Genomic DNA, 13,212 nt, shown 5'->3' with positions numbered 1-13,212 from the left:
ACAGAGCGTGATAGTCGCGTACACGAAAACTAAAGTTAGCCAGCTGGATCCAGAGTACCGCCGGACACGTGAAACCCGGTGGGAAGACGGGGGGACCACCCTCCAAGCCTAAATACTCTCCAATGACCGATAGTGTATAGTACTGTGAAGGAAAGGTGAAAAGAACCCCTGGCGGGGAGTGAAATAGAACCTGAAACCTTGTGCCTACAAGCACATAGAGCGCGTCAATGCGTGATATGGTACCTTTTGTAGAATGGTCCGGCGAGTGAATGTCACTGGCAAGGTTAAGCTCTTCAGGAGTGCAGCCGAAGCGAAAGCGAGTCTGAAATGGGCGTTTTTAGTCAGTGGTATTCGACCCGAAACCGGGTGACCTAGCCATGAGCAGGCTGAAGTGGAGGTAAAACTCCATGGAGGGCCGAACCCACTCCCGTTGAAATGGTAGGGGATGACTTGTGGCTAGCGGAGAAATTCCAATCGAACCCGGAGATAGCTGGTTCTCTCCGAAATAGCTTTAGGGCTAGCCTCAATTAACATTACCGCAGGTAAAGCACTGAATGAGCTAGGGGGCGAAAGCTTACTGAACTCTATCAAACTCAGAATGGCGGATAATGAATGATTGGGAGTCACACTACGTGAGATAAGTTTCGTGGTGGAAAGGGAAACAGCCCAGACCCACAGCTAAGGTCCCAAAGTACAGTTAAGTGGAAAAGGATGTGAAATTGCGCAGACAACCAGGATGTTGGCTCAGAAGCAGCCACTCATTCAAAGAGTGCGTAATAGCTCACTGGTCGAGTGATTTTGCGCCGAAAATTTAACGGGGCTAAACTGTACACCGAAGCTTGGGAATATACATTTGTATGTTGGTAGGAGAGCGTTGTGTAAGGGGTGAAGTCGTAGCGAAAGCGGCGGTGGACTTTACACAAGTGAGAATGCCGGAATGAGTAGCGAGAATTATGTGAGAATCATAATGGCCGAAAGACTAAGGTTTTAGAAGGAAGGTTCGTCCGCTTCTAGTTAGCCGGGAGCTAAGGCGAGGCCGAGAGGCGTAGTCGATGCACATACGGTTGAGATTCCGTAGCTACCTTGCATTTAAGCGAAGGGACACATTTGAAGGGCATGACCCGGGCGTTGGTTGACCCGGGCGTAAGGGACCGAAAATAAGTAGGGAAGCATGCTTGGATGGTGGCGAGAAAAGCTTCGTGTATATAAGCAGGGTACCCGTACTGCAAACCGACACAGGTAGTCAGGAAGAGGATTCTAAGGCCATCGGGAGAAGCGTTGTTAAGGAACTCGGCAAATTGACCCCGTAACTTCGGAATAAGGGGTGCTCACGCGAGTGAGCCGCAGTGAATAGGTCCAGGCAACTGTTTATCAAAAACACAGCTCTCTGCTAAATCGTAAGATGACGTATAGGGGGTGACACCTGCCCGGTGCTGGAAGGTTAAGAGGAGGGGTGCAAGCTCCGAATTGAAGCCCCAGTAAACGGCGGCCGTAACTATAACGGTCCTAAGGTAGCGAAATTCCTTGTCGGGTAAGTTCCGACCCGCACGAATGGTGTAATGATCTGGACACTGTCTCAACAACGCACCCGGCGAAATTGTAGTACCGGTGAAGATGCCGGTTACCCGCGGCAAGACGGAAAGACCCCATGGAGCTTCACTGTAGCCTGATATTGGGTCTCGGTATTTTATGTACAGGATAGGCGGGAGACTTGGAAACCAGCACGCCAGTGTTGGCGGAGTCACCCTTGGGATACCGCTCTTAAAGTATTGAGATTCTAACCTGCAGCCATGAATCTGGCTGGGGGACATTGTCAGGTGGGCAGTTTGACTGGGGCGGTCGCCTCCAAAAGAGTAACGGAGGCGTTCAAAGGTTCACTCAGCATGGACGGAAACCATGCCTTAGAGTGCAAACGCATAAGTGAGCCTAACTGCGAGACTGACGGGTCGAGCAGTAACGAAAGTTGGAGTTAGTGATCCGGCGGTATGTGAGTGGAAATGCCGTCGCTCAACGGATAAAAGCTACCCTGGGGATAACAGGCTGATCTCCCCCAAGAGTCCACATCGACGGGGAGGTTTGGCACCTCGATGTCGGCTCATCACATCCTGGGGCTGAATTCGGTCCCAAGGGTTCGGCTGTTCGCCGATTAAAGTGGTACGCGAGCTGGGTTCAGAACGTCGTGAGACAGTTCGGTCCCTATCTGTCGTGGGCGTAGGATATTTGAAGGGCGCTGTTCCTAGTACGAGAGGACCGGAATGGACGCACCGCTGGTGTATCGGTTGTCATGCCAATGGCACGGCCGAGCAGCTATGTGCGGATGGGATAAACGCTGAAAGCATCTAAGCGTGAAGCCCTCCCTAAGATAAGATATCCCACTGTTTACAGTTAAGACCCCTTATGGACTATGAGGTTGATAGGCTGCGTGTGTAAGTATGGTGACATATTTAGCTAGGCAGTACTAATAGGTCGAGGGCTTGACCTTAACAAGTTAGATTATGTGTCAGGCAATTGTTAGAGTTCCACTACGCTTTATCTGTATTTAGTTTTCAGGGTATATGCCTTGAATGATGTGAGCTATGCACCATTAGCTCAGTTGGCTAGAGCACCTGACTCTTAATCAGGGTGTCCAGGGTTCGAGTCCCTGATGGTGTACCATCAGTGGCCCGTTGGTCAAGCGGTTAAGACATCGCCCTCTCACGGCGAAAACAGGAGTTCGATTCTCCTACGGGTCACCATTTTGACCTTAGGTATTGCCAACAGGTCATTTCTTCAAATACTGTGACTTTTTCATCACAGTCAGTCGGTGCTTATTACGATGAGGGTCCACCCGTTCCCATCCCGAACACGGTAGTTAAGCTCATTCGTGCCGAAGATACTTGGCGGGCGACTGCCTGGAAAAATAGGTCTGTGCCGACATAAGCCTCTCACTTTTGTGAGAGGCTTTTTCTTATATTTTTACTTTTGCGTGGCCGGTGCCACGCTTTTTTTATCTCATCTGCTGTTTGTATATTGCGGTATATTTCTGTTTTCGCTATAATGATTGGTGGAGGGATCATTATGGCTAATGCGCACCAGCTTATAGATTGCTTTAACGATACAATGCACCGTATCCAAACGGACCCATTTCTGCGCGCTGAAACAATGAAGTCCAAGGCTGATACTGTGGTGTATCCTGTATTTTGGGATAATAATCAGGCTGCTTATTTTGGCAAATGGCTTTACTTTGATTCGTGTGATGTGGAAGTGGTAGCTGATACCACCTTTTCTGCAGCGCGCAAGTATCTACGCAATGGAAATGAGCAGAAGCGAGTTGCGGTGCTAAACTTCGCTAATCCCCATTACGCTGGTGGTGGCGTAGAGCATGGCGCTATGGCTCAAGAGGAATGTTTGTGCCGTAGTAGTAATTTGTATCCCTGCCTTTTTGCACCCTGTGCCCAGGCGGAGTATTATCAATTTCATCGCAATCGGGCGGATCATCTGTTTACGGACCGTGTGGTCTATACGCCGGAAGTAGTGGTTTTCAAAGACGATCAGCCGGTGCCGCAGTTATTACCCAGGGAGCAATGGTTCCGGGTGGATGTGCTCACTTGCGCTGCACCATATCTTGGTGAGCCGGTGCATATTACACCGAGCGATTTGAAAGCCCTATTTATGTCGCGGATTCGGGAAATATGCCGTGTGGCCATGGAACACCAAGTTACCACGGTTGTATTAGGCGCCTTCGGCTGCGGTGCTTTTCGCAATCCGCCGGAATTGGTGGCCCGGGCCTTTCGTGAAGTGCTGCAAGAAGAACTTTATAAACATAGTTTTTCTAAAGTCGTTTTTGCCATTAAAAGTAATGGAAAGCCCGACGATAATTATAATGTGTTTTCCAAGATACTTGGGCAGGAGCAAGGATAGAAACCATATTTATAGGTGTTGCAAATGATTAAGAAAAAATACAGTCATCATACGATACAGGATGAGCAAATTCAAAAGCTATATCTGGCGGCAAAAGCCGTTGCAGTTCCCCAGGTGATCAGTGAACAAATGTGTTCCGGCGGTGTCGGCGCAGCTGTATGCACAAAGCAAGGTCGTATTTTCACAGGGGTGTGCGTGGACACCGATTGCTCTTTGGGCATGTGCGCTGAACGAAATGCCTTGTCCACAATGATTACCGCAGGCGAATTTGATATTGACATGGTGATTGCCGTGAACAAAAACGGAAAAGTGTTGCCGCCTTGCGGCGCTTGCCGAGAATTTATGGAGCAATTCAGTCATGCAAACGATATACAAGTGGTGGTGGATAACGACGGCACCGTTGTGCACCTCAGGGATTTAATGCCGTTTCCTTATTGATGGATTAAACAAACGGGACGAACACGAAAGTTTTGAGCAGCTGCTTTTTTGGAGGTATTATGATACGGAAATTGACGATCGATGATTTTGAAAAAGTGGAACCGATGATGGCGGCGCTGCATAAAATTCATGTTGAAAACAGGAGCGATTTTTATTCTGAAAATGCGCATCCGATTACTAAAAAGGAATTCAAGGCGATGCTTAAAGACAAGAACAAAATTGCCCTGACATTTGCTGAAAACGGAGAAATTGCAGGTATAGCCCTTGCAACCATCAAAGACCGGACGGTCCGGTCTATCTATATTGACGCCATCTTTGTGCTTGAACCATTCCGTCGGCGGGGCATTGCCACAAGGTTATTTAGGCAAATCCAGGACACTGCAAGCGAGATCGGTGCTGAAAGAATGGATTTGATGGTATGGGCGTTTAATGCGCCGGCATTGGCGTTTTATAAATCCTTGGGCATGCAGGAGCAAAGGATTGTATTGGAAAAACAGGTGAAAGAAACGGACTGACGCGATTCGCGTCTTTTAGATACGGAATGATAATAAAAAACACACCGGATCACCCGGTGTGTTTTGTTTTTGTGGCTTTGGCGTTGGGGAGGAATGAGACAGATGGGCGTTAAACCTTTTTAACGCCGGTTTCTGAAGTGATTTTTTGGGTAGACAGGGCGTTCTTTTTGGCATAATGCACGCCCTCAACATAATAATACCAACCGGGGTTGACCACCAACTTTTTGGAAAGGCTGTAGGTAGTGCCATCTTTATACAGGTCTTTGTAGGTTTTGTAGGGCGACCAGGTGTAGCTGGCGTTCAATCTGCGCATAACCACTACCTTGGTAAAGCCGCACTTCTTTACACCGGACACACATTTGGTCAGCCCGCTGATGGTCATAGTGTTGCTGTTCATGGCGAACTTCAGCGTGGCAGATGTGATCAATCCGCTGGTGCGGGCGCCGGTTGCGGTGGCGCCGTAATCCTCGGCAGCGTCCAAGATCAGCAAATCCTCTTGGGTAAAAATCACATCGTCCTCTGTGGGATCGGCTGCAATGTAGCCGCCCTCCGGTACGGTGTCTGTGTTGTCTGCAGCAAAGGCCGCGCTGGGCAGCAGGCAAATGCTCGCCAGCAGAACGGCAATCACCGAATGGATCCATTTTTTCATTTTGGTACACCTCTTTCTTTTTTTGTGCCAAAGCGCACGGTGCAGGGGGTTGTCCCTACAACTGCATTATATCTTGCCGGTACCGTCGATGTCTGTCGAAATATGCGCTAAATTGTGAAAAACTCTCATTAAATGAAAAATGCGGCAGAATGCAGTGCCCACAGTAGGCAAAAGGGGTCAAAATATGGTACAATAAGACGAGACACTTTTTTTGCAAAAAAATACCAAAAGGGTGTAAGGTTTTGACCCGCCAAACGGACTACTAAGTGGAAGGCGGCTGAAAGGAGGTGGCACGATTTGGCAGGCAGTGAGAAAAAGAAAGCAGACGATTTGCTGCAAGAGGGGTACGCCAAGTATTACACGGCAATCTACCGCTATGCGCTCTCTCGATTGGGCGATCCGCACAAAAGTGAGGATGTGGCGCAAGAGGCCTTTGTGGTCTATTATAAGCGGCTGCGCACCGGCGAGATATTCACAGCGCCCCGGGCGTTTTTGTACCGCACGGCGGATCACCTGGTGCAAAAGCAGTTTGACCGGCAAAAGCGGGCGCAAAACTGTATCACTCTGGACGAGGTGATTGAAATTCCTGCCCAGAATGCGGATCAGGATGAGCGACTGACCTTTGAGGAGTATTCCCGCCAGATCAGTGCCGCTCTGTCAGACACGGACGCAGCCCTGTTCTCGATGCGTTACATAGAGGATCTAAAGATTGAAGACATTGCCGCACGCATGGATATGAGCGTGCCGGCAGTGACCACGCGGCTCCATCGGCTGCGAAAAAAACTAAGGGAGATCTTAAACCAGCTGTTTTAACTCCCGGAAAGGACGCGTTATGGCGACACTGCATATTGACAAAATCATTGCAGAAAAAGTGAACCAGGACGATCTTATCCGTCTGTTAGAGACGGTGATCGATGAAGAAATGCAGAGACCGGAAGCGGAAATGAATTGCGACCTGATCGACCAGTGTGTAGACGCGCTGCTGGAAATGCGGCAGGATCGGGACCATTTGGCAGTGATGGTGCCGCTGATGCAGGATAAAGCGTTTTTGCACTTGATTCAGCGCAAGGCTGGCAATACGGCTCGACTGAACGGTGCGGCGCGAGGTGCGCTGATCGCTGCGGCGATTCTAGCCTCCACCATCAGTGTAAACGCCATGGTAGACGCTGCGTTTGATTACAACATTTTAGAGCATATCGGTAAGGCGATTTCCGCCTCTGTGCTGGGGCCGGAAATCATTGGCGGCGAGGACGATGTTGACGAGCCAACCACTGTGCCCGGCACCACGGAAAAGAGCGAGTCCACGACGGCGCCGGAGCGTACCACCGCAAACGCAAACGGAGAAACCGCTACCCGTCAACCGGAGCAAACCACCACGGCGACGGCCGTCACGCAACCCACCACGACCACTCCCACGGAACGGGAGCAGGAGAGCACCACCAAGAAAGAACCGACCACCAAGAAACTGACCGGTGATAATGTGCACCACAAGCCCACCCAGCCGGATCGACCGGAGGAGACCACCAAGGCTGTGCGTGTGATTGAATTTAATGCCCAGTTGGGCGAAAGTTTTAAGAGCCACTACATTTACGGCGAACAGCTCAGCTACGACGGCCTGACCTTAACGGCAGACTGGAGTGACGGCACCACGAAACCGGTGGCATTGAAGAATTGCACTTACACCACCCAGGTGAATATGAACCGCACGGCAGATGTGACCCTGCACATTCTGTATAAGGGCTTTTTGGTAGAAATACCCATTACCGTGCGACCCAATGAAGAAACAAGAGAAAGTACCATTTGCCAAACGGATCGGTACGACTACCTGCTTTGCAAGGCGGGGGCGTACATCACCGCTTACCGTGGAACAGCAAAAGAGCTGATTTGCAATGTGGTAGACGGTAACCGTATTTTTGCCATTGCGGATGAGGTATTCCGAAAGCATACGGAATTAACTACCGTTGAGCTGCCCTATGTGACTTATGTCGGAGCAAAAGCCTTTGCCGGTTGTACGGCGTTGACACAAGCGGAGCTGCCGAAGCTGCAGCAGTTAGGTGAAGAAGCTTTTGCAGGTTGTAAAGCATTGGCAGAAGCGGAAACCGGAGACAGCTTAACCCACATCGGTCGTCGCGCTTTTGCCGAAACGGCGTTGCAACGTCTGCGCCTGGGCAAAGGTGTGACTGTCATCCCGGAGGGGCTTTGCAACGATTGCACGCATCTGGAGTCCGTGCGGTTGCAAGGTCAGGTGACAGAAATCGGCAGTTGGGCCTTTGAAGGCTGCGGTCGTTTGAAAACCGTTACCGGAACTGAACATTTGCGCCGGGTCGGGGATTACGCGTTCTCGGATTGCCAAGCTGTTACTTTTGCATTTCCTGCACAACTGGAGGTTGCCGGAGAAAATGCGTTTTACTTCTGTCGGCAGCTGCAAATCGGTGCCCTGCCGCAAAGCATAAAATCCATTGGTAAGCGGGCCTTTGCCTATTGTCCGGGCCTAACCGAAGTACGGCTGCCGTCCGGCATTGCCGTTGTACCGCAGGAGGCTTTTCGTGCCACCAACGCCAAGACCATTGTGTTGCTGGAGGGCGTGGAACGGATCGAAGCCGGTGCCTTTGAAAGCTGCAAGGCCACAGCCATCACTGTGCCCGGCACAGTCAAGTATATCGGCAAGCAGGCGCTGTACAGCGTGCTGCTGCGTGATGTGCGCTTTAACTGCCTGTCCCCGGTGATGGAGGAGCAGGCGCTGTACAACTCTAATCGGCTGGTGGTGCAGTGCTATCTGGGCACTACCCCGTACCAGTACGCCAAGGCCAATCAGATCAAGGTGGAATTGAAACAGGATCTGCCGGAAGTGATTCCCGGTATAGACGATTAAGGAGGGGCAAAATGAACGCAAAACAAAAAATGAATTGGCGGAGATGGACGGCATTGCTTTTGTGTCTGTTGTTGACGCTGTCCGCCTTGCCCCTGCAAGCCTTGGCTGCAGAGGCGCAGACGGATGTTGTTGCCTGTACCGACCCTACAAATGCAGATGTTGCGATTACCTATGATTACGATACCCGGACCTTAACGGTCAGCGGCTCCGGTCGGTTTTCCGGTCAGGTATTGGGTGCGGATGGGTCAACGGCAGTGAACATGCTGGACGCATTCAGCGTATCTCAGTTGGTTGTAGAAGAAGGCATTACTGCCATCGGTCCGGAAGGTGCTACCGTATATTCGATTGCCGACAGCGAAACGAATACCATCTATTTGCCGGACAGCTTGACTGCAGAAAACTTTAGCTGCAAAGGCGCCAGTAATCTGTGTGAAATTCGCCTGCCTGCCGGTATGCATACCTTGCGAGACGGGATGTTTGACGGCTGCACTTGGCTGGAAACGCTGAATATGCCGCAAGGCGTAACAGAAATCGGCAAGCGGACCTTTGGCGGTTGTAAGTCATTAGATGTAGAACTGCCGCCGCAGCTGGAAAGAATCGGAGACAAGGCTTTTTATCGCTCCGGTATCAAGAATGCAATCCTTCCGGATACGGTACGTTCCATTGGAAGCGGTGCTTTTGAGCAGACCCGTTCCATGGTCAGCGCCACGCTGCCGACGACCATAACGGCTGTGCCGGAACGTATGTTCTATGCCAGCTATGTGGAGCGGGTCAGTCTGCCTGTCGGCTTGCAATCCATTGGCAAAGCTGCATTTTTTAACTGCATGCATTTAACGGATTTACAACTGCCGGAGGGTTTGATCACTATTGAAGGTTCGGCATTTAGCGGCTGTACGGTGCTGAAGGAGCTAACGCTGCCCGGCTCATTAAAGCATGTGGGTGAAAAGGTGTTTGGCGGCAGCAATATTGAAATTGTCCATGTAGAAGAAGGAATCACCGAATTGGCACCGGTGATGTTTGCAGATTGTCCGTTGACGCAGGTGGACTTGCCGAATACATTGACCACCATTCAAGACGCTGCTTTTTATAACTGTACAAAGCTGAAGGAAATTACGCTGCCCAATAGCGTAACCCAACTGGGTGAGGGCGTATTTCAGGGCTGTTCGTCTTTGTCGCAGGTGCGGCTGTCTGAAAACTTGAAAACGCTGCCCACCTCTACTTTTGACGGTTGTAAGGCGCTGACGGAGTTCGATTTTGCCGGCATTACGGAAATCGGCGAAGAGGCATTTCAAAATACCGGTATTCAAATCCTGGATTTGCCCACTACGGTAAAAACGCTGGGCGAAAGCGCATTTGCACACAGTGCATTGCAAGAAATTTGGAGTCTGGGCGGTGTGGAGACCCTGCCCACCGATGTGTTTGCTTACACGCAGATCCAGTCCTTTGATATTCCCCAGGGGCTATACATTGCCCCCGGCGCCTTTGAATACTCTGCTCTGCAAAAGGTAGCTACCGGTATAGATGTAACGGAAATCAACGACGGTGCATTCCGCAATTGCCGTAAGCTGACCTCGGTGGAGCTGAATGAGGACGTCACCCGCATTGGGGACAACGCCTTTCGTGCCTGCACGGCGCTGACTTCCATTGATTTTCCGGAGTCGTTGGTGAGCATTGGGGACTATGCCTTTTATACCAGTGGGCTGACTTCGCTGGTGGTACCCAACACGGTGCAGCAGATGGGCCGTATGGCTTTTGCAGGCAGCGCGCTCACAGAAGTATCTGTGGTCAGCGGCATCAAAACCTTGGGCGATTACGCCTTTGCCGGGTGCCATGCCACTTTCCGTTTGCCTATGAGTCTGACGGAGATGGGCAAGTATCCCTTGGGCTTTACCGCCTCGGAGAGCGACGGCAATGTGACCGTGTTCAAAATGGACGATGTGAATGTCATTGCGCCGGCGGCCAGCGAGGCCATTCGCTATGCTAAGGAAAACGACCTGCAGTATAAAATGATCGGCCCGGAGGACACGGACTTTAACGAGGAAAATTACCTGTATGGTACTGTGGGCGACGGCGACTGGTACTTTGACAAGCGCACCGGCGCACTGTCTACCAACGCCACCAATGTGGGGACGAAGCAGGGCTTTTATTTTACAAACGGCCAACTTTGGAAATATAAGCAGGCGGGGGTGCGCTCTGTGCACCTGCTAAATGGCGTGAAGAACCTGGGCGAGACCTTTGCCGGAATCACCACCTTGGAGCAGGTAACGGCAACGGACAGTCTGACCAATATTAACACGGGTGCCTTTGTAGGCTGCACCGGGCTGAAAAGTGTCAGCCTGCCGGCTGTGACCAAGATCGGCGCCAACAGCTTTGCCGATTGTACGGCACTGCAAACGGTAGATCTGCCCCTGGCCGCCACCATTAGCGACCATGCGTTTCAAAACTGCACAGCCTTGCAGTTCCTGGAACTGCCGGCGGTAACCAAGATCACTTCCACCGCCTTTGCCGGGTGCACCGGGCTGACCGATCTGACCCTGGGCAAAGGGGCGGCTGTGATCGACGATCGCGCCTTTACAGACTGTAAGGCGCTGACGAATTTAGATCTGGGCAGCACCGTGTCCATCGGCCGTGAGGCCTTTGCCGGTTGTACCGCTCTGGCAGCCATCAGCCTGCCGGATCGTGTGACCCGACTGGGCGTGGGTGCATTCCGTAACTGTACCGGCGCTACCGGGATCGAGATCGGCAGCGGGCTGACGGAAGTACCGGCCTACGCCTTTGCAGACTGTACCGGTGTCAAGGATATTGCCTTTGACGAAGGCGTGGTCACCATCGGCCCCAATGCGTTTCAAAATGCGGTTTCCGTGGTGTTCCTGACTCTGCCTAATAGTGTAACCACCGTTGGCAGTCGTGCCTTTGCCGGACTGCTGAATGTGGAAAAGATCACCTTGGGCAGCGGGCTAACCCAGGTGGAGAGTTACGCTTTTGACAACGCGGTGAATTGTTACCAACTGACTCTGGACAGTGCTGTGAACGCGCTGACCAACGCAGATATGGTGGCTTGCCACCTGGCCTATTACGGCGGCCAAAAGCCTATGATCCCCGGCGCAGGCGTGGCCTACTCTGTGGAGGGCTACAACAGCTTCCGCCGCATTGGCGAAAATACTGCCGGCTTGGCTGTGGTGGTGGGCGACCATGCCACCGCCCTGAGTATGCACTTCTTGGCAGCCCAGACGGATAAGGTCAAGCGTGTGACCCTGGGCAAGCAGGTGCAGCGGATCGGCTATGAAATCAAAAAGGGCTACCCCGCCGATTACACCAAGGCCTTTGCCGCCGAGTTTATCGGCAACGGCAACCTGGAGCAGGTGACCGTCAGCAGTGAGAACCCCTATTTGTACGCAGACGGCAGCGGGCTGTATTCTAAGGATAAATCCACGCTCTATGCCGCTGTAACCGGCAAGGGGGATTATACAGAAAACACCGCCTCCGCCATCGGCGACTGGGCGCTGTCTTGTAATGCAAAGTTAAAGAAGGTCACGCTGGGCAAGAGCGTGCGTACCGTTGGCACCAAAGCCTTTGCCTACGATCAGAAGCTGAAGTATGTGCAGCTGACCGACGGCTTGCAGCAGATCGGCGCCAGCGCCTTTACCGGCTGTACTGCGCTGAAAGTGCTGGAACTGCCGGATACAGTTACCAACTTGGGCAACAATGTGTTTGAGAACTGTACCGCCCTGGCGTCTGTATTGTTGTCCGGTGGACTGACGGCGCTGCCCACCTACGCATTTCGGAATTGTACTGCCCTGACAGGCGTGGTGGTGCCGGACAGCGTAGCTGCCTTTAATCCGGGCGCATTTGCAGACTGCAAGGCGCTGACGGAGGTGTACATCGGCAGCCAGAGCACCCGGTATGTGCAGCTGGGCACCAACCGCACCCATGTGTTTGCCCGTTGCCCGGCACTGACCGTTTACACCATGGCCGGGTCGGACGCGGCCGTGTACGCCAAGACCCGGAACATTCCCACAGAGCTGTACACGGACGCAGACGCGTTTGCCGATCTGTGCGCCATGAAGCGGGATATTTATGCCGGTTATCTGGGCTTTTGCACGGATGGTCACGGCGATATTCAGTGGCTGACCGTGTACGCTGCGGATTGCACTCATGACGGTTACGCCATTGGTGTATGCGAGTATTGCTCCGCAATTTTGGAAGAGCGGCACACCACCGCCACCGGTCACAACTATGTGGTTAGCGAGACCCCGGCGGCAGACGGTCGGGATGGGGTGCGCATCACCACCTGCCAAAACTGCGGCGACAGCAGCTACACGGTGCTGCCCGGCAGCGGCACGGCGGTGGAGGAGACCCACACCGTGACCGGCACGGTGGTGCTGGCAGCGGATCGAGCGGCAACCAAGGGCACCCACGCCGCCATTGGCGCAGATATTCTGCTAAACGGCTACACCCTGGCGACCACGGACGAAAAGGGCAACTTCTCCCTGCAGCTGAAAAGCGGCACTTATGCCCTGACTGTGCGCTATGCTTACGGCTTTAGCCGCACCCTGTATGTGGTGGTCAGCGACCGGGATCTGCAATGCGGCAGCGTGCCGGTCATCGGCTGTGACTGGAACAAGGACGGCAAGATCGACGATCAGGACTACTATATGTTTAAGCTGATCTTTGGCACCCATCAGGGTCAGGCCGGGTATCTCAGCTATGTGGATATGAACCACGACGGTATGATCAACACCCGGGATATGATTTTTGTGGAGCGGTGTATGGGGCTGCAAGCCGGCAGTTTTGCTTACACACCGCTGGTCATTCGGTAATCGGGGCTGCGGCCCGGA

General features: G+C 52.4%; 7 protein-coding genes, 2 tRNA genes and 2 rRNA genes (1 of these 11 running past the window's edge). 10 read left to right on the top strand and 1 reads right to left on the bottom strand.

Translation table 11 applies throughout. From position 1 onward, the window contains the following. From OGM59_05230 to OGM59_05200, 7 genes are all read left to right on the top strand, one after another. Positions 1 to 2,482: ribosomal RNA gene (locus OGM59_05230) — 23S ribosomal RNA — on the top strand (it extends 353 nt beyond the left edge of the window). 96 nt (positions 2,483 to 2,578) lie between these two features. Next, positions 2,579 to 2,655: transfer RNA gene (locus OGM59_05225), tRNA-Lys, on the top strand. Between the two features lie 5 nt (positions 2,656 to 2,660). After that, positions 2,661 to 2,735, top strand: a tRNA-Glu gene (locus tag OGM59_05220). 64 nt (positions 2,736 to 2,799) lie between these two features. After that, positions 2,800 to 2,916: ribosomal RNA gene (gene rrf, locus OGM59_05215) — 5S ribosomal RNA — on the top strand. Between the two features lie 141 nt (positions 2,917 to 3,057). Beyond that, positions 3,058 to 3,900 carry a TIGR02452 family protein gene (locus OGM59_05210; protein UYI90109.1) on the top strand — a complete coding sequence of 281 codons (843 nt, stop codon included), beginning with the start codon at positions 3,058 to 3,060 and terminating at the stop codon, positions 3,898 to 3,900. A 24-nt stretch (positions 3,901 to 3,924) separates the two neighbouring features. Next, positions 3,925 to 4,338, top strand: coding sequence for a cytidine deaminase (locus tag OGM59_05205; protein UYI90108.1), 414 nt, complete (start codon positions 3,925 to 3,927; stop codon positions 4,336 to 4,338). Positions 4,339 to 4,397: 59 nt separating this feature from the next. Then, positions 4,398 to 4,853 (top strand): GNAT family N-acetyltransferase, encoded by a 456-nt coding sequence (locus OGM59_05200; protein UYI90107.1) that lies wholly within the window; start codon positions 4,398 to 4,400, stop codon positions 4,851 to 4,853. Positions 4,854 to 4,962: 109 nt separating this feature from the next. Here OGM59_05200 and OGM59_05195 read toward each other — a convergent pair whose 3' ends face one another. After that, on the bottom strand, positions 4,963 to 5,502 hold the full coding sequence (locus OGM59_05195; GenBank protein ID UYI90106.1) for a hypothetical protein: 540 nt from the start codon (positions 5,500 to 5,502) through the stop codon (positions 4,963 to 4,965). A 297-nt stretch (positions 5,503 to 5,799) separates the two neighbouring features. On the opposite strand from OGM59_05195, the gene OGM59_05190 reads away from it, so the two are divergent. The 3 genes from OGM59_05190 to OGM59_05180 are packed head-to-tail and all read left to right on the top strand — an operon-like array spanning position 5,800 to position 13,194. Beyond that, a complete protein-coding gene (locus OGM59_05190) occupies positions 5,800 to 6,315 on the top strand; it encodes an RNA polymerase sigma factor (GenBank protein ID UYI90105.1) in 516 nt (171 codons plus the stop codon). Positions 6,316 to 6,334: 19 nt separating this feature from the next. After that, positions 6,335 to 8,374, top strand: coding sequence for a leucine-rich repeat domain-containing protein (locus OGM59_05185; protein UYI90104.1), 2,040 nt, complete (start codon positions 6,335 to 6,337; stop codon positions 8,372 to 8,374). An 11-nt stretch (positions 8,375 to 8,385) separates the two neighbouring features. Further along, the gene (locus tag OGM59_05180) at positions 8,386 to 13,194 is read left to right on the top strand and encodes a leucine-rich repeat protein (protein ID UYI90103.1); all 4,809 of its coding nucleotides are present in this window, start codon (positions 8,386 to 8,388) and stop codon (positions 13,192 to 13,194) included. Positions 13,195 to 13,212: the final 18 nt, after the last annotated feature.

Source organism: Oscillospiraceae bacterium (assembly GCA_025757685.1).
Taxonomy (GTDB): Bacteria; Bacillota; Clostridia; order Oscillospirales; family Acutalibacteraceae; genus CAG-217.
Note: the sequence above shows the minus strand (reverse complement) of the source record. Positions and strands in the feature narration are given on the sequence as shown.